This window comes from Bradyrhizobium sp. AUGA SZCCT0177 (assembly GCF_018130125.1).
Taxonomy (GTDB): Bacteria; Pseudomonadota; Alphaproteobacteria; order Rhizobiales; family Xanthobacteraceae; genus Bradyrhizobium.
This window is the reverse complement of record NZ_JAFCMA010000008.1, coordinates 215,838-239,363: the sequence shown is the minus strand read 5'-3', so window position 1 is coordinate 239,363 and position 23,526 is coordinate 215,838. Positions and strand designations below refer to the sequence as shown.

At 61.7% G+C, this 23,526-nt stretch carries 22 protein-coding genes and 1 tRNA gene; 13 read left to right on the top strand and 10 right to left on the bottom strand.

Features of this window, described 5'->3' with window-relative positions; genetic code table 11:
• Window positions 1-245: 245 nt before the first annotated feature.
• The 3 genes from JQ597_RS12355 to JQ597_RS12345 form a co-directional block, all read right to left on the bottom strand.
• Entirely contained in the window at window positions 246-1,931 is a 1,686-nt protein-coding gene (locus tag JQ597_RS12355; RefSeq protein WP_212264424.1) for a TolC family outer membrane protein, read from the bottom strand.
• Window positions 1,932-2,914: 983 nt separating this feature from the next.
• On the bottom strand, window positions 2,915-3,502 hold the full coding sequence (locus JQ597_RS12350) for a glycosyltransferase (protein WP_212264423.1): 588 nt from the start codon (window positions 3,500-3,502) through the stop codon (window positions 2,915-2,917).
• Window positions 3,499-3,756 (bottom strand): hypothetical protein, encoded by a 258-nt coding sequence (locus JQ597_RS12345; RefSeq protein WP_212264422.1) that lies wholly within the window; start codon window positions 3,754-3,756, stop codon window positions 3,499-3,501. The genes JQ597_RS12350 and JQ597_RS12345 overlap by 4 nt, the downstream gene beginning before the upstream one ends.
• Window positions 3,757-3,872: 116 nt before the next feature.
• Here JQ597_RS12345 and JQ597_RS37610 point away from each other — a divergent pair, with 116 nt between their 5' ends.
• Complete coding sequence (locus JQ597_RS37610) at window positions 3,873-4,145, top strand: hypothetical protein (RefSeq protein ID WP_249147728.1); 273 nt, start codon at window positions 3,873-3,875, stop codon at window positions 4,143-4,145.
• A 138-nt stretch (window positions 4,146-4,283) separates the two neighbouring features.
• Here JQ597_RS37610 and JQ597_RS12335 read toward each other — a convergent pair whose 3' ends face one another.
• The gene (locus JQ597_RS12335) at window positions 4,284-4,679 is read right to left on the bottom strand and encodes a YciI family protein (protein WP_212264420.1); all 396 of its coding nucleotides are present in this window, start codon (window positions 4,677-4,679) and stop codon (window positions 4,284-4,286) included.
• Window positions 4,680-4,913: 234 nt separating this feature from the next.
• On the opposite strand from JQ597_RS12335, the gene JQ597_RS12330 reads away from it, so the two are divergent.
• The 8 genes from JQ597_RS12330 (at window position 4,914) to JQ597_RS12295 (ending at window position 10,380) form a co-directional block, all read left to right on the top strand.
• Window positions 4,914-5,114: a hypothetical protein gene (locus tag JQ597_RS12330; protein WP_249119398.1), complete on the top strand. Its 201-nt coding sequence runs from the start codon at window positions 4,914-4,916 to the stop codon at window positions 5,112-5,114.
• Between the two features lie 30 nt (window positions 5,115-5,144).
• Window positions 5,145-5,366, top strand: a complete 222-nt coding sequence (locus tag JQ597_RS12325) for a hypothetical protein (protein WP_212264419.1) — start codon at window positions 5,145-5,147, stop codon at window positions 5,364-5,366.
• A 136-nt stretch (window positions 5,367-5,502) separates the two neighbouring features.
• Window positions 5,503-5,868 carry an SH3 domain-containing protein gene (locus JQ597_RS12320; RefSeq protein WP_212264418.1) on the top strand — a complete coding sequence of 122 codons (366 nt, stop codon included), beginning with the start codon at window positions 5,503-5,505 and terminating at the stop codon, window positions 5,866-5,868.
• A gap of 391 nt (window positions 5,869-6,259) precedes the next feature.
• Window positions 6,260-6,333 (top strand) — tRNA-Gly (locus JQ597_RS12315).
• 115 nt (window positions 6,334-6,448) lie between these two features.
• Complete coding sequence (locus tag JQ597_RS12310) at window positions 6,449-6,826, top strand: YbaN family protein (protein WP_212264417.1); 378 nt, start codon at window positions 6,449-6,451, stop codon at window positions 6,824-6,826.
• Between the two features lie 122 nt (window positions 6,827-6,948).
• On the top strand, window positions 6,949-8,061 hold the full coding sequence (locus tag JQ597_RS12305; protein ID WP_212264416.1) for a DUF2272 domain-containing protein: 1,113 nt from the start codon (window positions 6,949-6,951) through the stop codon (window positions 8,059-8,061).
• Window positions 8,062-8,076: 15 nt separating this feature from the next.
• Window positions 8,077-9,069: a lysozyme family protein gene (locus JQ597_RS12300; protein ID WP_212264415.1), complete on the top strand. Its 993-nt coding sequence runs from the start codon at window positions 8,077-8,079 to the stop codon at window positions 9,067-9,069.
• A gap of 117 nt (window positions 9,070-9,186) precedes the next feature.
• The gene (locus JQ597_RS12295) at window positions 9,187-10,380 is read left to right on the top strand and encodes a M20/M25/M40 family metallo-hydrolase (protein WP_212264414.1); all 1,194 of its coding nucleotides are present in this window, start codon (window positions 9,187-9,189) and stop codon (window positions 10,378-10,380) included.
• Between the two features lie 50 nt (window positions 10,381-10,430).
• Here JQ597_RS12295 and JQ597_RS12290 read toward each other — a convergent pair whose 3' ends face one another.
• From JQ597_RS12290 to JQ597_RS12275, 4 genes are all read right to left on the bottom strand, one after another.
• Window positions 10,431-11,630, bottom strand: coding sequence for a PepSY-associated TM helix domain-containing protein (locus JQ597_RS12290; RefSeq protein WP_212264413.1), 1,200 nt, complete (start codon window positions 11,628-11,630; stop codon window positions 10,431-10,433).
• A 204-nt stretch (window positions 11,631-11,834) separates the two neighbouring features.
• Window positions 11,835-14,171, bottom strand: coding sequence for a TonB-dependent siderophore receptor (locus JQ597_RS12285; RefSeq protein WP_349628812.1), 2,337 nt, complete (start codon window positions 14,169-14,171; stop codon window positions 11,835-11,837).
• A gap of 558 nt (window positions 14,172-14,729) precedes the next feature.
• Complete coding sequence (locus JQ597_RS12280) at window positions 14,730-14,951, bottom strand: hypothetical protein (RefSeq protein ID WP_212264412.1); 222 nt, start codon at window positions 14,949-14,951, stop codon at window positions 14,730-14,732.
• A gap of 149 nt (window positions 14,952-15,100) precedes the next feature.
• Window positions 15,101-16,084, bottom strand: coding sequence for a LysR family transcriptional regulator (locus JQ597_RS12275; RefSeq protein WP_212264411.1), 984 nt, complete (start codon window positions 16,082-16,084; stop codon window positions 15,101-15,103).
• A 119-nt stretch (window positions 16,085-16,203) separates the two neighbouring features.
• Here JQ597_RS12275 and JQ597_RS12270 point away from each other — a divergent pair, with 119 nt between their 5' ends.
• The 4 genes from JQ597_RS12270 (at window position 16,204) to JQ597_RS12255 (ending at window position 21,448) form a co-directional block, all read left to right on the top strand.
• Window positions 16,204-17,160 (top strand): hydroxymethylglutaryl-CoA lyase, encoded by a 957-nt coding sequence (locus JQ597_RS12270; protein WP_212264410.1) that lies wholly within the window; start codon window positions 16,204-16,206, stop codon window positions 17,158-17,160.
• Complete coding sequence (locus tag JQ597_RS12265) at window positions 17,157-18,374, top strand: CaiB/BaiF CoA transferase family protein (RefSeq protein WP_249147726.1); 1,218 nt, start codon at window positions 17,157-17,159, stop codon at window positions 18,372-18,374. Before JQ597_RS12270 ends, JQ597_RS12265 begins: the two co-directional genes overlap by 4 nt.
• A gap of 79 nt (window positions 18,375-18,453) precedes the next feature.
• Window positions 18,454-19,449, top strand: a complete 996-nt coding sequence (locus JQ597_RS12260) for a Bug family tripartite tricarboxylate transporter substrate binding protein (RefSeq protein WP_212264409.1) — start codon at window positions 18,454-18,456, stop codon at window positions 19,447-19,449.
• A gap of 10 nt (window positions 19,450-19,459) precedes the next feature.
• On the top strand, window positions 19,460-21,448 hold the full coding sequence (locus JQ597_RS12255) for an aconitase family protein (RefSeq protein WP_212264408.1): 1,989 nt from the start codon (window positions 19,460-19,462) through the stop codon (window positions 21,446-21,448).
• Window positions 21,449-21,489: 41 nt separating this feature from the next.
• Here JQ597_RS12255 and JQ597_RS12250 read toward each other — a convergent pair whose 3' ends face one another.
• Window positions 21,490-22,425: a diacylglycerol kinase catalytic domain-containing protein gene (locus tag JQ597_RS12250; RefSeq protein ID WP_212264407.1), complete on the bottom strand. Its 936-nt coding sequence runs from the start codon at window positions 22,423-22,425 to the stop codon at window positions 21,490-21,492.
• Window positions 22,409-23,449 (bottom strand): SPFH domain-containing protein, encoded by a 1,041-nt coding sequence (locus tag JQ597_RS12245; RefSeq protein WP_212264406.1) that lies wholly within the window; start codon window positions 23,447-23,449, stop codon window positions 22,409-22,411. The genes JQ597_RS12250 and JQ597_RS12245 overlap by 17 nt, the downstream gene beginning before the upstream one ends.
• Between the last annotated feature and the right edge of the window lie 77 nt (window positions 23,450-23,526).

Here is a 23,526-nt window from a genome sequence, read left to right as displayed (position 1 = left end):
CGGCTCATCATTGGATGGCCAGCCTTTGGCCGACTTGGGCGTCCGAAACAACAAAATCTAAAGCCTCTGATCGAAAACGAACCAGACCAGCGAAATATCGAGCGCGGCCAGAAACTGTCACGTTACAGCAGTCTGCGAACCGAATCATTCGCGAGGCGCGAATATCCTGACAAACAGTTAATCGGGCCCCATTAACTATGATGCACTGGCCGTTATTGCGGCCCGCACTTGCAAGTCTGCAACGCTCACTTTTCGGGAGCGAAGGCTGTCAGCAGCCAATGAGGCTTGCCCTTTTCGGCGCCGGCGTACGCCATGGCGTTGGGGCCATTCGGGTTCACGAAAGCAACCGACCCCTCCGGCTTGTGGCCTCGTTTTTCGGCGAACCATTCCATTGCGCCGATCATTCTAGCTGCAGACGTCCCACGGGGCCAGCGATCCTTGAAGCCATCTTGGGGGTCAACTGCTGCATAGGAGGTCACGCCAACCTGAGCACCGACAGGAGCATTAGATACGCGGAGAGGTTCCGACCCCGTCTGCGGCAGCGTCACTCGCAGCGTAGGAAATTTGTAGGGAACCAGTCCGCCCGGTCCGATGTCGAGCGGAGCAGCATCCACGGGAGGCGGGGCCTTGAGGTATTCCAGAAGCGTTCCCATTGCCGCGAGCAGCTGGTAGTCGGCGAAAACGATAACGCCACGCGAGGAGGTGAGCGATACAGCCGCATTGAAGTACTGGTTCTGTGCGTTCAAGAGATCAATCAGCGAGCGCTGACCAAGCTCGTATTCCTTGTCGAACGCGGCAATCGTCTTCCGGTCGGCCTGCAGCTGCCGGACCAGGGCGGCGACCCTGGTTGCAGTAATCGTCCGCGCCGCCCATGCCTTGTCGATCGACTCGAGCGCGTCGCGCTGCAACCGCGCATGGCGCATCGTGGACTCGGTGTGGCGCTCGGCCATTTCCGAGCGGCGCCAGACATCTTGGCCGCCCCGGAAGATGTCCCAGGACATCACTACTTTGCCGCTATAACTATCGTGGGTAGCGCCCAAATAGGGATACGTATTATCGTTGTGAGTTGCGCGGCCTTCGAGGGCGAAATTTGGAACGAAGGCGCCGTCCGTCACTCGGTACGCATGCTTTGCGGCGGTAACATCCGCTTGCGCGGCCAGAATGGTCGGATTGAAACGGGTAGTCACCGCCAAGGCTTCATCCTTGGTGCTTGGCAATCCGGCGAGGGGGCCGGGGAATCTCAAATTGAAGGGCTCAAGCCCAACAACCTTGCGGTATTTTGCCCGCGCTTCTTCCAGACTCCTGCGAAGCTCAGCGAGAGTGGCGCGCGCATTTTCGACGCGCTCCCGGGCCTGCTCGAGGTCGCCTTCGCCGGCCCGCCCGCCCGAGAACCGCGTATTCACGTTCGAGAAGATCTTCTCGTGGCTGGCAACGTTCTGCTCGCCAAGGCCCACCAACCGCAGGTACCGCACGACATCGACATACGCCTCGGCAGCGTCCAGAGCGATCAACTCTGTCCGCTCGCGTACGCGAAACGCTGCAGCGTTGACTCGGGCAGATTGGCGCCAGATGTCGTGGATAGAAGCAAAGCCATCGAAAAGGACTTGCCGGACGACCACTGATTCCTGCGAGCCATTCCGCCACGCTCCATTTCCGGCGATCGGAACGGGCAATGCGCTTGAACTTACAACCGGATTGCTCTGGTCGAATTTTTCCGGACCGTAGCGAGCTTCGATCCGCACTTGCGGCAGCAGGGTGCTTTGGGTCTGCCGAAGCTCGGATTCGGTTGCGCGCCGATTTGCTGACGCCTCGCCCACGCCGGGATTGGTTTGGACGGCTTGTTTCAGCGCATCATTTATTGAATACGGCTCAGCTGCCAAGGGGCCGCCAGCCAAAATGAGGCCCGCGATCGCCAAATATGCGGATTTCATTTGCCCCATCCCCGTTAGCCAAAACAATAAACTTGCGTCTAAAATAACGTCGAAAAGCTTAAATTCTGATCTCAGCCTAACAAAAGGAGTGGTAGTCACCTATGATATTTTTGCAACATTGGGCGGGAAGAGTCGGAACCGGGGGCGGATGTGAGGCTCAATCCCACGCCATTTGAACGTGAGCATTAGACCCGTTGCATGGTCCGTTGCGATGGATGCCATCCTTCTTGCAAAGTCCAAAGAATAGCTAAACACGCTCCCGCTTGTGTGCCCTGATATGTTCGCCCTGGAAACACGAGCCCCGTTTCCGGAAGGCCATGACGCTGCCGAGGAAATCTTTGACCTTGCCAGTAGTTCTCCTGATGAAGATTCGGGAAAATCCGGCAATATTGCCCCGCGTTTTTTAAAACGCTAACCCCACTTGCCCGCCGGGAATAGCGGGGCTTTTTCGTGAGATCAGCGATACGACGGCCACGACACCGGGTGGAGGAATCTCGGCCGAGCCGCGGTGCGGGCGTCGCTGAAAATCCTCTAAGACTTTCAAAGGGTCGAAAAGGCCCGCACTTTTCCATAATGTCTTGATTTTGTTCGTATATGTTACTACTTCTTCCCCCACCACGCTTCGCCCTGACGGGCTACGCGTGGCGCAGCCGCGCTAGACCGTCTGGTCGATGCGTGTCCGGCGTAGCTTGAGCGCAGCGAAAGCGAAGACGGACTCTGGCCGCCCTTGGCGAAGGCTGCCTCGCCGAAGCCCGGAGGGCGTAGGCGGGCCACGGGCTTCATCCTCTACTCAAGCCATTGAATCAAATGAATAAACTCCTCGGTGTAAATCGCCGATGGCACGATTAGGCCCGCTTGAGGCCAGTTCGAACGAGCTCCTCGCTGGTGGGCTCCTTTCTCCCTGCTCAAAACCACGGTGCGAGACCGCCTGTCAGCCTCCGTGGTGGGCGATCCCGTTGGGATGCGGGGTGGTCACCCCACGCTTACGGTAGTTGTCCACGGCCCGCGTACCGCCGGGAATTGCAGAACGGGACGCACTCGATCATTTCGCGGATGGTGCCGGAGGCACGCCCAGCAGTTTGGTGAATCGATCGGCAATCGCCGCCTGATTGAACTCCCGTGATTGGAAATGCCGGGAGGCGGCCTGTTTGTGCGCGGCCAGAAGGCCGGGGCTTTCGAGGTACCTGACGATTGCACCAGATAGGTCTCGTCTCGGCGTCCGTTGTCGCCGACAGGATCTGTCCCGTAACGCCATCTTCAACCGCCTCCCGGCAACCGGGATGGCTGGATACGATCGATGCCAGACCGGTTGCGGCGGCCTCGATCAGGATACGGGGAATGCCCTCGCCATACCTTGTTGGCAAGCAGACGACGTCGCATTGCCGCAGCAGGTCAGGCATGTCCCTGACGTGACCGAGAAAGCGGATCTCCTTCATCTGTTCGAGATCGCTGTGCGGAATCGCGTCGGGATCATGATCGTCCGGGAGCCCGGCAACGATGAACTCCACGTCGGGACGATGAGCCAGGTCGCGCGCCGCCATCAGAAACGCACTCAGGCCTATCGACTTCAAAAGCCGGGAAGCGAACAGAATTTTTGTCGGGGACCGGTTCGCGGCGTCTCCAGCGGATAAAACAGATCGGGCTCGGCGCCGTCGATGAGCGAAGAATTCTTGTCGTTGGCGATGCCACGCTCTGCCCAAAAATCGCAATCGTGCTTGGTTTCGAAAGTGAAATGCACGCAATCCGGTCGTGCCAACATGCGAAACGCAAAGAGCGTCAGCGCGCTTGCGACCGGGTAGCGCCGTTGGCCGGGCGCTTTCGGCAAGGACATCATCCGGCCCAAACGGGGAATGGTAATCAGAATTCGTTTCGGAAAAGCGTGGAGGAAACGCGAGGCGATCGACACAAATCCGGAAAAATGGCGGGCTTGAGCGTGACAAGATGCACGGCGTGCGGCTTGAACGAGCGGATCGTTCGCGCGGTCCGGATCATCAGCGCCGCATCGCCGAGCGGATCGAATTTGAAGCGCTCGATGGGTACGTGAATGTATTTCCAGCGCTGAATGCGGTTTTCGGCAATTTGATTGCCGCCGGCAATGACCGTCACGTCAACACCGATGGACGTCAGATGGGTGACGACGGAGAGACGATGCCTAAGGAAGTAGGCGCCATCGTTGCAAATCACGAGAACCCGATATCCGGTGCCGTCGTTTGATTTCCTCGGCCTGCTTGAGTTCGTGAGCGCCGTTCTGGAGCTGATCGGGGCAGTGATTTCCGGCGTTGTAAGGCTTGCCAGCGATGTGATTCGCCGGTTGACCGGACCGCCAAAACTCCAGCCCTGAGCGTCGTAGCCCTAGGCGATACCATCAGGCGCCTCCGTGGTCGGGAACGGCTTGCCGGGAATATAGAGGGCGATCGGGCGGATCTCGTAGACCGCGGTCGGATTGACCTTGCGCAGGTCGCGGGCCACCGCGATCGCGGCGTCGGCATCGGCGCAGTCCACGACATAAAGTCCCAGCAACTGCTCCTTGGTTTCGGCAAACGGCCCGTCGATCACGACCCCGGCGCCCGGTCCTCGCAAGGTGCGGGCCTTGCCCGTCGCCCCCAGCCGCGCCGACGGCCCCAACAATTTCTGTTCGTTGAGCCGGTCATGAACCCCAAGCAACTCGGTCATCAGGGCGGCGTCCTCCGCCGGCGTCCAGGACATCACCTCGGCTTCCACGTGGTAGGCCAGAATGGCGTAAAGCATCGATATCTCCTTGGCTAAAGCGTTTTCGAGCGAAGTGCGTGAACCTGCGCGGACGTTTGGCAAAAGCCTGTCTCGACAATTCCGTTTCAGCAAAGTGTCGGACGATCGCCGGGTGAGGCAGGTCACGAAACATTCCGGAAACACGATATAGGGGCGCGGTGCTTGAACGCGCGGCGGCAGGTTAACGACTGATGAATAGAACGCAGCAACTGCGCATCATCCACGGAGACGGTCATGCAACGCAAGCCAGCCTCGATCATCAGTGACGCCACCCGGTCCCATTCGGCGTCGCCCGCATCGACGCAGCCCGGCGATTGGCACGATGTCTCCGGCCATCACCGCTATTACGGCAGTTCGGCCACCAATGGCGGCGAGAACATTGTCGAAAGCCGCCGCGGCGCGCGTCCGCGATCGGTCAATCTCTGCGGCTTCTGACCGGCCTTCGCGTTAGCGAGACCACCCCCAATGGCCGACGTCACCCTGGGCGCGCTCTTCATCCTGTTCCTGCCGTTTCTGGTGTCGCTGTTCGGGCAGGGCGGAATGGCGAAGATGCTCACGCTGGTGACGAGCATTCTGGCGCTGCTGCTCAGCGTCAAGGAATACGGCGCCGTACTTCCCTGGATCACCGGCATGGCGATCGCATTGGCCTCGGTATGGGAAAGAATCCGGCAGCGCCGGATGGCGTGAGCCGTCGGCTCAAAAGCTTCTGAACCTCTGAATCGAACAGCCCGGCCCTATTGCTCTCGTCCCGGGCTTGCGGAACAATGCCGCCAGCGATGGAGGAAGAGATGGGGGCAGCGTTCGCCGTAGCGCCAGACGTGCCGTGCTGAAGATCGTCTTGCTTGGCACGTTCGTGAGCGCCGGCTGCGTCGCGGCGGCCCTTGCGCAATCCGGCAATGCTGGCGGCACCATCGGCAATGATGAAAAAGCACTTTCCGGCACACGGCAGGAGTTGCAGTCGAGCGGAGCGGATCAGCATCGCAATACGTGCATCGTCGCCGATCCGACCGGCACGCCCCTCAACATCCGGACATCGCCGAACGGAAAAATCGTCGGCAAGATCGCCAATGGCGAGCGCATTCGGATTTCGGACCAGACAACCGAAGACGGAAAACAATGGGCCTATATTTCGAATGCCGCTTCCCGGCCGATCGGTTGGGTGTTTCGAAAATTCCTTGTGTGCAGATGAATTGCTCTGGTCGCGAGTTGCCACAATTCCGCGCCCACAACCAAAAAGGCGCGGCGGGATTCCTCCCGCCGCGCCCCAACTCTTGAACTCGCTGGTCCAGGGCTGAGAGCGCCCCGTTGCCAGGCCTCTAAGTGCGAGAGCCTAGCGGGCGATCCCAGCGAGGTGACAGCGCTTGGTAAGAGACACTGGATCACCTCCTTTCGTTGTTTGTGGAAATAAGAGTATAGGCAGCGAATCTGTCGCTGTTAAGGGGCGGACCGGCACGGATTTTGGCCGGAACCGAGCCAGTTTGCCGGGCGGCCGGGCGTCGTTTGGCGGTTTCCCGGCGGTTTCCCTGCGGGTTCCTGGGTGGTTGAGGCCGCCCGCATGGCGTGTTAGTTGATCGCCCAACGCGGGTGTAGCTCAATGGTAGAGCAGCAGCCTTCCAAGCTGAATACGAGGGTTCGATTCCCTTCACCCGCTCCATTTCATTTCCCGCCGTGAAGAAACCGATACCAGGCATGGCGTCAGCCGGGAGCGATCACCCCTTAGCTGACGAGCAATCCTTGCTTGAACAGAGAGCCAGGCGGCGGCAGGTCTGATGCGCATCATCTATTTTTGCCTGGGCTGGGTGATGGTCGCGCTCGGCGTGATCGGCCTTGTGATGCCGCTGATGCCGGGGGCGGTTTTTCTGATCGTGGCGGCGGCGTGTTTCGCGCGCTCCTCGCCGCGTTTCGAGGCCTGGCTGCTCGAGCATCCGACACTGGGCAAGCCGTTGCGCGATTGGCGCGCCGCCGGAGCTATCCCGCGCACCGCCAAGATCATGGCTTGCGCGGGGATGGCGTTCGGGTTCGCTGTCTTCTGTTACACTTTCGCGCCGTCAGTGCCGCTCGCCCTGGCCGTGGCGGCGGGTTTTTTGGCTTGCGCCGCCTACGTCGTCTCGCGTCCGGCGGTGGCCGATCTGGACACCTCCATCTAGCGCCGGATCCTGCTGCCTCAAGATATAGTCCCGCCCGCTCGCGGTTCACGGTCCGGTACCCTTGACTCCCGGGTACAGCCGCAGCTTGTATCTGTTGTTTTTTGCTATTAGGGAATCATTTCATGAATTTGCGAATGTTGCTACTTGGCGTGGTTTTTTGTCTTGTTGCACCCGCAGCGCTTGCTCAAGGTGTGACAGACAAGCAACTAGATGATTTGTCGACCAAGTGCCGGTCGCGACAACCGATCTCCTATCATCCAACGCAAACACATTCGGAGTTCGCGCGCAAAATCAGAGATGTCGCCATCAAGCAGCATGAGACGTTTGTTGGTAACCGCGTTGATCATACCGGTCGTATGGAGTTTTTTGGTCATGCAGAGACTGAGAGCGATCAGGAGATCGACCGGACCATTGAACTCGAACAGCTTCCTTGGCGGCAGGTACTGTCTCACTGGGAGTCCGTGTCAGGCACCAACACATTGGCCGCAGCGCATGAGCGACTGTCGGTCTGGTATTATCGCGGAGCATTGGACCCAACGCCTCCCGCCAGGCTTCCTCGTTCTGAAATTAAGTTGAGTGTTCTGTTGGATGCCATTCAAAACGGGGTAGACTTTTCAAGAGTACCTAACGCCGACCGTGTGAAAGCGGCGATTGCTCAAAGTCTGGTGCGAGCGAGCCTGAGCGATGTGCCATGGTCCGCTGTGTTCATATCGCATGTGATGAAAATGGCTGAGGTATCAGGATTCACAGCCACAGCGGGGCACGTTACATACATCCGAGAGGCGGTACAGCAGTCGCTCAAGGATGTCGGGGTGGGATCAGGAAGAAATTACTATCGTGCGTGCGATCCCACGATTACCAAGCCACGTGTCGGTGATCTCTATTGTTATCACAGGCATGTAGCAAAAACAGAAGACCCGTATGTGCAGCCGGAAAAATCACTCTTCAGATCTGTTTTCCGAGAGCTTACAAACAGAACGCCCGTCATCAAGCGAACTCATTGCGACATTGTCGTAGACATTAACAATGCAGCGAAGAAAGTCGTTGTCATTGGAGGAAACGTACAAAATTCGGTAACGCGAAAAACTCTTAATCTCACGGAACAGTATTTTCTATCTTCAAGTCAAGGCACCCCAGAATGTGAGGCGTACAATCCAGACAAGAGGGGTAGTTATGCGCCCAATTGCAATCTGAACAAGCAAGAATGGTTTGTGCTTCTTCAGGCTCGATCCTAGCCGGCAGTTGATTTCATGAAGTGGCACTTAATCCGGGTTGATCGACCGATAGCTTTTGACTGCTGGGCACTTTCTCGACCAACCGCGGGAAATACCCTTTGCCCACGTAAGTTCTTCAAAAGTTTCACGGGGGCCGTTGCTAATGGACTGCCGCTCGTTCAGTCGGCCGTAGCGGCGATGATTTACCTTGCGGTTAGCTCGATTTTTCTTTCGCAAGCATTTCTGATTTGGGCGTCAACCCCGTCGATCCAAAGAACACGCAATAACAGAACTATGCCACTCATATTGGCAGCGATCGCCTTGGTCATCGCCAGCCACGCCTCGGCTCAGACTTTCAGGCCCGATCGCGCGGCGTTTTTCAAGAGCTGCGCTCAGATCACGGATTACGAAAAAAGGGATGGTGTTCTGATAGACCTTGGGAAGCGCAAGCTGAAGGACCAGCACATCAGAACCATCAATTTTTTGTTCGATCATTGGGAAAGAGTTGGCAACGAGGACAAGCGGCAGCTCGCTTACATCATCGCGACCGCTTATCGAGAGACGCATGGCCGCCTTGCACCTATTCGCGAGGCTCCGAGATGTGGCTTGGACGAGGAGTGCCGGGAGGCTGCGATAGCTCGAGTGCTTGCCAAATATGCCAGAGCTCGGGGCAGGCCGCCAAAACCCAATTACGCGCTGCCCCACAGCAACGGCCGTCGATACTATGGGAGAGGGTATTCACAGCTCACTCTGCCGGAAAACTATCGCAAGGCAGACAAGCTTCTGGGGACCGGAAGTTTGCTTTATGATAAGCCGGATGAGGCCCTTAATCCGGAGTATTCTCGCCGATTTCTGATCGAGGGGCTTTTGAAGGGCCTTTATACGAGGTGGAAGCTGTCCGATTTCTTTTCTGCAAACAAAGCCGACTGGATCAATGCGCGTAAGGTCCTTAACCCCGGCTCTCCGAACAAAGAGGTCACCGCCGCGTACGCCCAGGATTTGAACAGGTGTCTCGCTGAAGGACCGTGACCGCCGCCACGAGCACAGTGGCGTCCGCATGCCAGTCCTGATCCCAAGTAGCCTTGTGCAGCTGGCCGTCCCGAACGATGCTCACGAGGTCCGCAGCGCCTCATCAGGAAACCCACCATGCAAGTCGACGTCAAAACCGCCACCGACCGCCTCATGCGCTTCCTCGCTGTCGAGGGCGTGACCGGAAAGGAGGCCGCGATCGGACGCGAGCTCAGCGCGGCGCTGCAGGAAAGTGGCGTGCCGGCGAGCGCGATCCGCCTCGACGATGCCAACACTCGCATTCCCGTGCCGACGGAGACCGGCAATCTCATTGTCGATCTGCCCGGCCGCGGCGCGATGCATAACCAGCCGCGGATCATGTTCATGACCCACATGGACACCGTGCCGCTGTGCGCTGGCGCCAAGCCAAAACTGGCGGGGCGCAGAATCGTCAATGACGCGAAGACCGCGCTCGGCGGCGACAACCGCGCCGGCTGCGGCGTTCTCGTCACGCTGGCGGCCGAGCTTGCCAAGCAGAATCTCGATCATCCGCCGATCACGCTGCTGTTCTGCGTGCGCGAGGAGAGCGGGCTCTATGGCGCGCGCCACGTCAAGACCGACGAACTCGGCTCGCCGGTCATGGCCTTCAACTATGACGGCGGCTCGGCCTCCAATGTCACGATCGGGGCCGTCGGTGCGGATCGTTGGCAGGTCGAGATTTTCGGCCGCGCCTCCCACGCCGGCGTCGCGCCCGAGCGCGGAATCAGTTCGACCATGATCCTGGCGCTGGCGCTCGCCGACGTGAAAGCCGGCGGCTGGTTCGGCAAGGTGGTGAAGCGCAAGCTGCAGGGCACCAGCAATGTCGGCCCCGTCACCGGCGGCGAGGGAAGGCCGGCCGGCGACGCCACCAATGTCGTCACCGATTATGTGCATGTGCGCGGCGAAAGCCGCAGCCACGACAGCAAGTTCTTCAAGGAGATCACGAAAGCCTACAAGGCGGCGTTCGAGAAAGCCGCAAAGAGCGTGAAGAACAGCGACGGCAAATCAGGCCGCGTCAAGTTCAAGGCCGAGACCGACTATTATCCGTTCCGCATGAAAGAGAGCCTGCCCGTGGTCAAGCGCGCGATCGAGGCCGTGTCCGGCATCGGCGCAACGCCGGCCATCCGCGCCGCCAATGGCGGACTGGATGCCAACTGGATGGTTCGCCACGGCATTCCGACGGTGACCTTCGGCGCGGGTCAGAACGAGCCGCACACGATCGACGAGTGGATCAATCTCGACGAGTACGACAAGGCGTGCGCGCTGGCGGTCCAGCTCGCGACGATGCGGTGAGTGTGTGCCAAAAATATCCGGGCGAGCTGTGCATAAGCCTGCGCGGCGCCTCATTCGCCTGGAACCAGGCTCCCGAGCGCCGGCGGCGATGCACGCCGATGCTTTCGGCGCGAAAGATACAGCAACAAGCCGGTGACCACGAATAACGGCATCAGGGCCGCGGCCAGCATGAACACGAGCTTGCCCGGCCATCCTCCGAAGATGCTGCCGCGGTGGATATCGAACATTCTTACCAGGATTTTCTCGCCGGCCGATTTGTCCGCGTAGATCTCCGCCGACACCAGCCGGCCGGTGACGGCATCGATGCGGAATTCGTCGCGCGCAGCATCCTGCGAGGCATCGGGCGCCCGGGCGCGGATCCGCACGACCGTCCCCGTACCGGCCGGCAGCGTCAGCAGGGCCGTCGTGAAGCGGCCGTCCCGTTCATGCAGGAAGGTCGACCAGACGCGATCGAGCGCAATCGGGGCGGTGTCGGTCGCGGCCGTGCCCTTTGGCGATTTCGGCTGCATCTTCGGCTGCGTCTTCGCTTGCATCGATGCTGCGGCGACCGGGGGGCGCGACAACAGCCAGGTGGCGCCGTCCTTGAACCAGTCGAACGAATACCAGAGGCCACTGAGCCCCATCACCAGATAGGCCACCAGCACCCAGGTGCCGACGACGGAGTGCAGCGAGCGGTGAAAGCCGCGGCCGTGCAATGCCAGATTTGGCTTCAGCCATATTTTCACGCTGCCGGCGCGGCGCGGCCATCGCAGCACGATTCCGGAGATCAGGAGCACGATCAGGCCGATCGTGACCGCGCCGTTGATCGGCCGGCCGTAGCCATTGCCGTCGCCGGGCAACAGCAGCCAGCGATGCAGTTTGCGCAACGTGACGAAAAAGTCCTCGCCGCGCGGCGAGCCGAGCAGGCGGCCGTCATAGGGATCGACATAGACCGAGGATGGCCGCGAGCCGCCTTCGTTGCGGGCAAAGCGGATGCGCACCGCCGCCGACGGATCACTCGTCATCGTCACGGCCGAGACCTTGCCTAAATCCTGGGCGGCCTGCAGCCGCGCCACCAGCGCATCCGGCGTCAGCATCGGCGTGGAGCGGGCCTCGACCCGCATGATGCCGGCATTGAGGCTGGCGCCGATCTCGTCCTCGAAGCTCATCATCGCGCCTGACATCCCGACCACGGCCACCACCAGCGAGATCGCAAGACCAATGACGGAATGGACCTGCAACAACGCGGGCTTGATCGAGTATGTGCTCATGGCGGAAAAAAACATGGATGGAACAAACATGTCGCGGGGATTGGCGCCGGAATCGGCAGGGCTCGTCGCATTCGCCGCCTGTTCAAAACAGCGTTGCCGAACAATACCGAAGAGATGTCCGCCCCGCTACCCGGGGCGGACATACGTAGTTTGTAATCATTCTATGTTGCGCGCACGTGCCCGTAGAACACGCAACGCCTGTTGTCAGAACTTCACCGTCGCCGACAGCGATACCCGTCGCGCGTCGCCCATGGCGACGTTCAGATTGTTCACCGCGGAGGGATAGTAGACGTTGTCGAACAGGTTCTTGACGTTGAGTTGGTAGATGACGGGCAGGGTCTGGTATTTGGTCTCGTAAGTCGCGAACACGTCCGCGACGACATAGGAGGGCAGGACGAAGGTGTTCGCTGCGTCGCCGGGCCGGTCGCCGACATAATGCGCGCCGGCGCCGACCCGGAGCCGGCCGGGCAGGGCCGTGCCGAAGTCGTAGACCAGATAGAGCGAGGCCGTGTTCAGCGCCACGTTCTGCAGCGCCTTGCCGGTCAGGACCGGGTCCTCGGTTACCCGCGCGTCGGTATAGCCGTAGCTGCCGATCATGCTCCAGCTGTCGGTCAGCTTTCCGGTGACGTCTAGCTCGACGCCGCGCGACCGGACCTTGCCGGCGGTGCGAAACTCGGTCACGCCGGTGGCGCTGTTGAGCTGCGACACCAGAACGTTCTTCTTGTCGATGTCATAAAGCGCCAGCGTGCCGGAGAGTCGCTTGTTGACGTCGAACTTGACGCCGGTCTCCCACGAAATGCCTTCTTCGGGCGCGATGTTGGAGCCGATCACCACACCGCCGGTGAGGGGCGCAATCGTCGAAGTCGGCTTCAGCGACTGCGTATAGCTCGCGTAGAGGGAGATCTCTTCGGTGAGTTTGAGGATCGCGCCTCCGAGCGGCAGCACCTTGTCACCGCTGAGATTGGTGTTCGCGACGAAGGGGCGTCCACGCCCTGCCAGCTGTTCGAATTCCATGTATCGGATGCCGCCGACCAGCGCGAGCCGGTTGGTCAAATGAAGCGTGTCCTGGAAAAACAGCGCCCTTGTGCCGAGCTTGTCGGTCTGGTCGCTGTCGCTGGCCGAAACTGTCGTGCCCGGCTGCAGCAGGCCATAGACCGGGTTGTAGATGTTGAACACGTTGGGGGTGGCCTGCCGGATCAGGTCCTTGCGGTAAATCGTGCGATACTGGGCGTCGCCACCAAACAGCACGTCGTTGCGCATGTCGCCGAGCCAGAACCCGCCCTGCAGGTAGGACGTGCCGTAACTGACGTTGCTGAGCGAACCCCGGGTGCCGTCATTGCTGCGGGTTATGATGCCGGTGACGGGATTGACCGCGGTGATGCGTAGCTGATTGGCGCTGAAGCTTTCGGTGTTGTAGCTGTAGGCCGCGTACAGCTTCCAGTCCTGGTTGATCCGGTGATCGATCGAGGCCTGCATCAGGTCGGACGTCCCCCACATGTTGTTGTAAGGCTCGTCGAGCCGGCGTGTCGCCGGTATCGCAAGCGGCTTGTTGGTGCGGGAGTCGAGCGCGGTGCCGCGGTCGAATGGAGAAAGGAAATCGCGGTGCTCGTAGTTGAGCTGGACCGTGGTGTTTTCGCCATACCAGGCCAGCGACGGCGCGATCAGCGTTTCGCGGCGATTGCCGAAATTGCGCCAGTAGTCCTCGTTGACGCCGTAGGCGATGAAACGATAGGCCAGACCGTCCTTGCCGATCGGGCCGGTGATATCGAAGGTCGCATCGGCGCCGTGTTTCGAACCAAAGGTCGAGCCCAGCACCGAAATCGAGCCGTGCTGGTAGAGTTCCGGACGCTTGCTGATGGTGTTGACGATGCCGCCGGGATCCATGATGCCGTACAGCAGCGAAGCCGGTCCTTTCAGCACCTCGACGCTTTCGACGGCGGGATTGAGGCTGCGGCCCTGAACCAGCGGCATGCCGTTGCGCATGATCGAGCCGTCGCGGTTGTCGCCGAAGCCTCGCCTGATGACGGCATCCTGGGTGCCGGCGAGCGTGTTGGTCTGGGTGATGCCGCTGATATTGATGAGTGCGTCGTCGAGATTGCGCGGCAGCTGATCCTTGATCACCTGCTCGGGTACGATATTGACTGATTGCGAGGTGTCGAGCGGGGAAGCGCCGGTGCGCAGCGTGGTCGAGCTCGGCATCGCGCGATAGCCGAGCTTGGCTTCATACTGCGCGGCTGCTGCAGCGGCGGCGCGCTCCGACGGCGTTGGCTCCGCAGGCGCAGCATTTCGATTTCGCTGGCGCGCTGCGGCAGCGTGAGTCCGCCGCGCGGATGTCCCCGTTGCGCGCGCGGGCTTGCTTCTTTGCGTCGGCGATTCCACCGTCACCGGCGGCAATGGAACGCTCGATTGCGCGCTGGCGACCGTCGTGGAAGCGGAGAAATCAGCCAGCAGGAATGCAGCGCCGATAAGCAGATGCGCACAGCTCTTTTCGGTTCGATTTCGATGGTCCTCCACGAGCCGGCAATCAGCGCTAACAGTCACTTCGATTCACTTCCATGTAGACAACATTTGCGATGGCTGCCTCTAGCAGCCGCCGCGAACAAAAAAAACTTTGCTGGAATTGAATCTCTCTAAGAACCGGCGGGCTTCAGGCCAATGTCTGCAAATCCATCACGGCGATGAATTTGTAAGCGGCAGTTGCAGAATAATCATGCGGGCAAGACCCTTCCAGCGCTGCGACACCATGTCGGGATGGCGCAGGAACTGGCGGCGGGACAATCCGCCGGAAAACGCTAGCGGATTTCGCAATCATTGGCGCTTCGGCGCCCGCAATTCCCGGCAGCGTGATCTGACACAGTCGGGCCGGTGGATCTCACGCCGTATGGCCGGGATCGAAATCCGACGGGGTCTTCTTCCTGCGCTGCGGGACCATTATTGCGGGATCCGGCTGTCCCGGTACCCCGCGCGGTCCGAGTTGCTCGCGCTGAATGTCGTCCTCAGATTGCCTCGGTCGGCCGTCATCGACTTGCCGACGAATTTTGATGCTCTCGTCGTAGATTTGCCGACTGGTTTTGGTTTCCGGCATGTGGGCACCCGTTTTCAGTTGCTGAGTTCCTTGCGGTTCGACCGTTCGAGTTCACGTGCTTGTCTGAAATCGTCGATGTGGTGAGTGTTGGGTACATAGGCGGCTTCCTTGGCGAGCAAGTGATAGACGCGCGCCACCGTGCGCTGTCTCTTCTTGACGTGCCCGGGCGGCATCTGCCGTGCCTTGCCGATCGCCTCGCGCGCGTGAGCGAGGAAATAATGATGTGAGTCAGACATTCGCGTTCTCGTAAAAAAGCGCCTCGGTGCCCATACAAACCAACGTCGTCGGCGAAGTTTCGTTCTATTGGGGAGGAACGGAGAATCCCGAAAAGGGCGCGGAACCCGTGCCACCGACGGCCCACCCGGTCCCGGACGGCCCTTCCGCTTCACCGTGGCTTTGCCGCTTTGCGCCCCTTGGCGGCACGGGAGCTTCGTCGCCGGCTGTATTCCGTTGCCGGCCAGCGCTTGTCGCTGATGGCGGCGCGCACGACCTCGATCACGGTCTTGCGCACCTCTAGGAAGGCCTTGGTCTGCGGCCGGTCCGCCAGCGCGATCAGTCCAAGCGAGCGCGTCAGCGGCGGATCGATGATGCGCCGCGCATGATATTTCTCCGCCGCAAGGTCAGAGAGCACGGTGGCGCGGGAGAGAATGGCGCAGCCGAGGCCGGCCTCGAGCGCCATGCGCAGCGCCGGCAATGAATCGACTTCGAGCGTCTCGCTTGGAATGACCTGATTGCGTAGAACCTGGGTCTGGATGATGGCGCGCGAGGCCGGCATCGGCGTCAACCCGAGTACGCTTCGTTGCGGAATCGCGGAGAAGGCGATCGGACCGGTCGATCGGCCGATCAGGCTCGGATGTCCGACGAGGTAAAGATCTTCATCCAGCAGCAACTCGACATCCAGACGGGCGTCGCGGGGAGGATTGTAGGCGAGCGCGAGATCGACGGTGCCCGACAGCACCCGCTCGGTCAGCGCCGGTGACAGCGCTTCGACGATTGTCAGGTAGACGCCCGGAGCATTGGTTCGGACCGCCTTCATGAGATCGAGCGCGACCAGGGAGATCCCGGTATGGCTGAGGCCGAGGTAGACCGGACCGGCCGCGGCCTCATTAAAGGTCCGGACATCCTCTTCCGCCTTGCCGAGCGCCGACAACACAGCGCTGGCGTGCTCGTAGAGCCTGCGTCCGGCCGCCGTCAGCGCGATGCCGCGCGGCCTTCGTTCGAGCAGTTTTACGCCGAGATCGTTTTCGAGCGCGGCGACGTGATGGCTGAGCGCCGACTGGGCAATGTTGAGCGTTTCCGCGGCCCTCGACAGCACGCCGGCGTCGGCAATGGCGATGAAGTATCTGATCTGCCGCAATCCCAACGCCACCGTGATCGCTCCGCCATCTAATTATTAGAATAGAATGATCATGATATTATATTTGTCAGATGTCTCTGGACGCGGCAAGCTCACAACCAACAAAAGATCACCCCGGGGAGCCGCGGCGCATGGACCTGCCGAACAGCGTCGTCATCAGCGAAGAGGGGCCGCGCGAAGGCTTTCAGATCGAGCCGGGCCCGATCGCGACCGCGGACAAGATCGCGCTGATCGACGCGCTCTCCAATTGCGGCCTGCGCCGGATCCAGATCGCCTCCTTCGTCAATGCCAAGCATGTTCCGGGCTGGGCCGACGCGGAGGCCGTGGTCGAGGGGTTCACTGCGCGGCAAGGCGTCGAATACTCGGCGCTGTGGTTCAACGAGGGCGGATTGCGACGCGCGCTCGCGTTCAAGGGGAAGCTGACCCTTGCCGGTTTCATTTCGCTGAGCGCATCGGAAGCCTTCGCCATCAGGAATCTCAACCGCGATCGCGCCGGACAATTCGATGCCATGCGCAAATATGTGCGGGTGCACCAGGAAGCCGGCGTGCCGATCGCCAAGATCATCGTCATGGCCGCCTTCGGCTGTAATTTCGCCGGCGACGTCTCGCCCGCAGCGGTCGTGGAGACGGTGGCGGACGGGCTTGCCGTTGCACGCGAATTCGATGTTGAGGTGCGGGACGTCGCGCTCGCGGATTCCATGGGCTGGGCGACGCCCCGGCGGGTCGCGGCTGCGGTCGGCGCGGTTCGTGATCGCTGGCCGGACTTGCGGATCGCTCTGCATCTGCATGACACGCGCGGGCAGGGTATCGCATGCGCCTATGAAGGACTGAGGCTCGGTGTGACCGCGTTCGATGCGGCGGTGGCGGGACTCGGCGGCTGTCCGTTCGCCGGCCAGCCCGGAGCGCCCGGCAACATCGCCACCGAGGAACTAGCGCTGCTGTGTGACGAGATGGGCATCGCCACCGGCCTGGACATCGAGGCGCTGATCGAGGCCGGGCGCCTCGCCGAGCGGATCGTCGGACACCGCCTGCCGAGCGCCGCGCTGCGTTCGGGAACGCTGGCTGCATTCAGGAAAAGGGCTGCATGATGACGGCGTCGAGGCCCCTGGCGGGATTGAAGGTGCTTGATTTCGGCCACACCATCATGGGGCCGTGCGCGGGCGTGCTGTTTGCCGATCTCGGCGCCGACGTCATCAAGATTGAGCCTGCCGGTGGCGATCCGACGCGACGCCTTCCGGGCTTTGCCGCCGGATTTTTCGCGACCTATAATCGCAACAAGCGCTCGATCGCGATCGACCTGAAGCGGCCCGAGGGGCAGGCGATCGTGCATCGGCTCGTCAGGGACGCTGACGTGGTGCTGGAGAATTTCGGGCCGGGAACCATCGAGCGGCTGAAATGCGGCTGGGACGACCTGCGCCAGGTCAATCCACATCTGGTCTACCTTTCGATGAAGGGTTTCCTGAAAGGGCCGTACGAAAATCGCGGCGCGCTCGATGAAGTCGTGCAGATGCAGTCCGGGCTCGCCTACATGACGGGTCCGCCCGGCCGGCCACTCCGCGCCGGCGCGCCCGTGATCGACATTCTCGGCGGCGTATTTGGCGTGGTGGCTGCGCTGGCCGCGCTGCGCGAGCGCGACGTCACGGGAGTCGGGCAAAAGGTCGCCAGCTCCCTGTTTGAAAGCGCGACCTTCATGCTTGGCGCCGTCGTCGTCGGCAGTGCGGTCATCGGCGGTCCGATGCCGCCGATGCCGGCACGCAGGAATGCCTGGGGTGTCTATGATGTTTTCACCGCGTCCGATGGCGGTCAGGTCTTCATCGGCTGCACCTCGGACGGTCACTGGCAGCGCTTCTGCGAAACGTTCGGCTTCGACGACTGGCGCGATGATCCCCGGTTTGCAGGCAACGCCAGCCGTTGCGAAGCGCGCGAGTGGATGCTGCCCGAGTTGGAGCGGCGGATCGCGCGGATGCCGCTCGGCGAAATCCTGGCAAAATGCGAAGCGGCGCGGGTGGCCTATTCGCGGGTTGGCCGGCCCGACGAACTGTCGACCGATCCGCATCTGCTTGACAATGGCGGATTGCTTGCGACCGCCGTATCTGGACTCGGAGGGGGACCGCTGGTCGGAATCCCGGCGCTACCGGTCGAGTTCGGCGAAGGGCAGGAACGGCCCGGCCTCGAGCGCCAGCCGCCGCGCATCGGTGAGCATACCGACGAAATTTTGCGGACGGCCGGATATTCGGAACGCGAGATTGCGGATCTGCGCTCGGCCCGCGTTCTGAGCGCGGCTGTGAGCGTGCCCGCATAGCAGTGAACAAGACAGAAGAACGGCAAGAGCGGTCAACCCGCCTTCGCGCAACGCAACACGGTCAGGGAGGAGGCGGAGTATGATTTCCGGCAAACTGGTTCGAGGGAAAGCTCGCATTCTCGGTGTGGCAGCCGTCGCAATGGGTTTGGTTGCAATGATGCCGTTTGCCAAGGCCCAGCCATATCCATCGCGAACGATGACAGTCCTGGTGGGTTATTCCGCGGGCGGGCAGGCCGACGCGCTGGCCCGGATCATAGGCAAGCAACTCGGCGAGAACCTCAAAGTATCCGTCGTCATCGAGAACAAGACTGGCGCCAACGGCATGATCGCGGCGCAGGCGGCCGCACGCGCCGAGCCCGACGGATACACGATCCTGATGGTGACGGATGCGATGCTGACGATCGATCCGCACCTCGCCACCAGCAACCAGTTCGACCTCTCGAAGGCGATGGAGCCGGTCGTCAACCTCGCGTCATCGCCGCTGTTGCTTGCCGTCGCCAACAACGTGCCGGCCAATTCAGTTGCCGAGCTGGTCGCTCTGGGCAAGCAGAAGTCGCAGAGTTTGAGTTTCGGCAGCCCTGGCAGCTCGACGCCGCATCGCCACGCCGGCGAGATGCTGCAGAAGGCCGGCGGCTTCACCATGACCCACATTCCCTACAAGGGAACGTCGGTGGCCGTGAACGATCTCCTGGGCGGGCAGATACCGATGCTGTTCGGCGCGTTCACGGCGGTCGAGCCGCTGGCGGCGGCAGGCAAGATCAAGGTGCTGGGCGTCACCTCGGAGAGGCGTGACCCGCTGCTCCCCAACGTGCCGTCGATCAGCGAGACTTTTCCGAGTTTCAAGATCACCAGCTACATCGGGCTCATGCTGCCGAAGAACACGCCAAAGCCGGTGATTGATGCCCTGAACAAGGAAGTGAACCAGGTGCTTGCATCCGAGACGATGCGCGGCTGGCTGGACAAGCAGGGCATGATCGCCGTTGGCGGCGCGCCGGACGCTTTCAAGCGCCAGATCGAGGTCGACTATCAGGCGAGGGGTGAACTTGTGCGCGCTCTCGGCATCACTGCCGAATGAGAGATGCGTTATGACATCAGCACCAGCTCGACAGGTCCGGTTTGACGGCCGCATCCTGTTCCTCTCTGAAGACGCCGACGTGGTCGAAAGCCAGTTGCAAGGGACGGACGTCTCGCTGGCCGAGGCGCTGCCTCTGCGCAGTGACGTGTCGACCGACGAGATCACCCCGGCCGCGATCTGCTATTATTACGACGAAAAGCTCGGGGAGTATCCCTATCTCGGTCTGAAATGCGGTCAGCGCCTCCCGGTGTCTGCCGGCAGCGTCAAGGCCGGCGGGTTCGGCGTGACGGTGGCCGGGCGCCGCTACGGCAAGGGCTCGTCGCGCGAGGCCAGTCCCTATGCCGAATGGTGCGCCGGCATCAGGCTGGTGATCGCCGAAAGTTTTGAGCGCATCTACCGGCAGAACTGCCGTAATCTCGGCATCTACACCTCGACCGATTTCGCCTTGATCGAACGGATACGCCGCGGCGAGAGCATTTCCGTCAGCGAGTTTACCGAAGGAGAGGACGAACTCACCGCCGAGCTCATTCGGCGCGGAGGGCTGTTCAAGCTGGCGCGCGCGCGAAAAGACGGATGGTCGCCGGCCATGCGCACCACCGCATCGCGGCCGATGACCTATGCCGAAAAGATCATCGCACGCGCTATCGCCGGCAATTCGGCTGCGGTTCGCCCCGGGGACGCCGTCTTCGCACGGGCAGACTGGCGCTACGCGCACGAATACGTAACGCCGATGTGCGTCAGCTTTCTCGAGCGGGAAATGGGCGGCGACCCGATCACGCTGCATGATCGTGCGAGCATCGTCTGCTTCGGTGATCACTTGCCTTTCATCCACCAGAGCATGGCGCCCGAGCGGCGCGCCCGCGGCCTGCTCGAAGCCGCGCAGGCATTGGCCAGGGTGCAGCAGCAATTCTGCGAGACGTATGGGGTGCGCCTGCACGGCTACCTTACCGACCGCGACGGTTCGGAAGGCATCAGCCACTCGATCATGGCAGAGCGTTACGTGAAGCCGGGTCAGTTGGTCGTCGGCACGGATTCCCATACGCCGCATTGCGGAGCCTTGGGCGCCTTGGCGTTCGGCATCGGCACGACCGAAATGGCGAACGCGTGGTTGACGGGAGAGGTGCGTGTCGAGGTGCCGCGGACATGCCGTGTGCGGCTGAGCGGCCGCCTTCCGGCCGGCGTTGAGGCGAAAGATATCGTCCTGCACCTCTTGCGCTTGCCCTATGTGCGCGAGGGAAGGGCGATCGGCCAAATGTTCGAGTATTGCGGCGAAGCGCTGTCAAACCTGTCCACCGACGAGCGCGCGACGCTGACCAATATGGTGGCGGAAATCGGCGGCTTCAGCGGAATCGTCGTGCCTGATGAGGAGACGCAGCGCTTTGTCAGGGAGCGCCGCGGCATCGATCTGCCGCTTGAGCCATGGATGTGCAGCGACGAAGGGGCCGAACTGGCTCACCTCATCGAAATCGATTGCGATAGCCTCGAGCCGATGCTGGCGAGGCCCGGCGATCCCGGTCGCGGCGTTGCCATATCGGAACTGGCAGAGACGGTGGGGATCGATATCGCCTATGGCGGCTCATGCACAGGCGGCAAGCGCGAGGATCTCTTACATTACCATGCCGTGCTCGAATGGGCGGCGCGGCGCGGCATGCGGGTCGCTCCCGGCACACGTTTCTTTCTCCAGTTCGGCAGCCAGGATGTTCGGGACTACTGCGTTGAGAGCGGAATGCTTGACGTGTTCGAACGCGTGGGTGTCGAACTGGTCGAGCCCGGATGTGGTGCCTGTGTGAATGCCGGCCCCGGCGTCTCCGAGCGCCCCGACCAGGTGACGGTAAGCGCGATCAACCGCAATTTTCCAGGCCGCTCCGGGCCTGGGCAAGTCTGGCTGGCGAGCCCGTCGACAGTCGCGGCCAGTGCGATTGCCGGTCGCATCGTGAGCTTTCGGCAGTTGCGTGCACTGAAAGCAGGGGAAGGCGATACGGTCCCAGACGGCAAATAATTCGTTTTGCACAGGAAGGCTTTGGCCTTCGGGGCTTCCCATCACACGACGAGCCGGCCGACCCGATCGGCCACGGTGATCTGCGCCTCGGTCCCCGAATTGAACTCCAGGCGGTCGGCTTCGATGCCGTCGCTGAAGATGACGCCGTTTTCCGGCATCAGGGAGCGGACGCTGAGCCGCTCGGATCCTGTCAGCTCGCCATAGACCAGATGGACCTGCGAGGTGCGGCTCGGAAACGGTTCGCGCACGGCGAAGCGCAATGCGTGGGAATCCCAGGCTTGCGCCGGATAGGACGCGGGCTCCGTCTGGCCGCCGAACGCGCCGGCGATGGCGAGCGAGCCGGTGACGATGCTCTTGAACCACGCCGTCGAGCCGAGACCGGTGGCGACGATCAGGCCGCTCGACGACTGCGTCTCCTTGTGATCGCCGGCCGCGATCTCATAGACCGCCGATGTGTGCGTGCGCGCGCCGATGAAAAGCTCGTTGACGGCATGGAGCACCTGACCGTTGGTCAGCGTGGCCCTGGCCATGGTCACCGCCTTGAAGCCGCGCTTATCAGTGGCGACCTCGCGCAGCAGGGCAGGGAGATCGTCCGGCACGAACGGCAGCAGGATGCCGTCGTAACGCCTTGCGTCCGGGTTGAGGCCGATCAGCGGGTGGCCGTCGAGATATTTCATGGTGTTGGCGACCACGCCGTCCTGGCCGAGCGCGACCACGATGTCGGCGGGGCCGAACAGGAAGTTGGGCAGAAAACTCCGGTCGATGATCTGGTAGCGGCCCCATTGCTCCAGCGTCTGCACGGTGCGGTGCCGCTCTGCCTGATAGACGTCGTGCTCGCGCTGATAGTCGGAGAAGTCGGCGCCGAGATGCTCGACATAGAATCTCGCTTGCGCGGCCGTCAGGTATTTCGCGATCAGATCTTCCAGCCGCGTCTTGCGGGTGACCAGCACCACCTTGCGGTCATTGGCGGCGGACATGCGTGGTCTCCCTGGGCTTCTCCATCAGCGCGTTGAGCAGTTCCGGCGAGACGTTCAACTGGCCGATCCGCTCGGCCTTTTCGGCGATCCCGCCGAACGCCTGCGCGATCAACTGGCCGGGCTGCATGCCCGCGGCGGCGAGCGCCTGGATCACCCTGGTATCGACGCCCTCGAAGATCTTCATCAGCGCGCCGACGCGGTAAGCTTCGGCGTCCGCGAGTGTCCTGGTGTTTTCCGCGTTGAGCGCCACGAAATCCCCGCGCTTTCCCTCCAGCGTGATGTCCGCGACCATGCCGGCTTCGCGCAACTCGTTCTGCTTGGCGACCACGCTGGCCTCGGCGTCCATCTGGGTTTCGCGGATCGCGCGCTTCTTCTGCTCGACGGCGATTTCAGTGTCGAGTTCGCTCTCGCGAATCGCGCGTTCCTGTTCCACCGCGAAATTGCGTCGGGCGAAGATCGCCTCGTCAGCGTTTCGCAAAATCGCCTCGCGCGCCTCGGCTTCGAGCGCCCTGGCGGTGTCCGGCGTCGGCTTGATCGCGCGGATCGAGACGCCGAGGATTTCCAGCCCGAGCGACGCGATGTCGGCGCGGCTCTTGAGCCCTGTCGCGATAATGTCGGCGATCCGGTCGGAGGCCTGCAGCGCTTCCTTCAGCGTCAGGTCCTTCACCACCTGTTGCGCCAGCACCTCGACGGTGCCGAGGATCCGCAGCGGCAGTCTCTCGGGGTCGTCGGACTCGTAATTCTTGCCGTCCTTCTTGAGCGTGAAATTGAGCATGGCCGCCGCCCGCTTGGGATCACTGACGCGATAGGTGACGTGGCCCTGGATGGTGACGGCCTGAAAGTCGCGGGCGATCTGCTCGAAGATGAAGGCGGCGTCGCGGCTGCCGATCGGCACCGCGACCAGCGAAGTGACCGGGGAGTAATAGAACCCCGAGAGGCCGGCGCCTTCCTGGGTCACGGCGCCGCCGCGGTATTTCATCAGGTAGGTCGTCGGCTGTGCCTTGATGAACCGGATGCCGAACATGGCGTGTACTCCTTCTTCTAGTTCGCGTTCGTAAGTGTGTCTGGGCAACTAAGTAAGTTGGACAGTACAACTAAGTA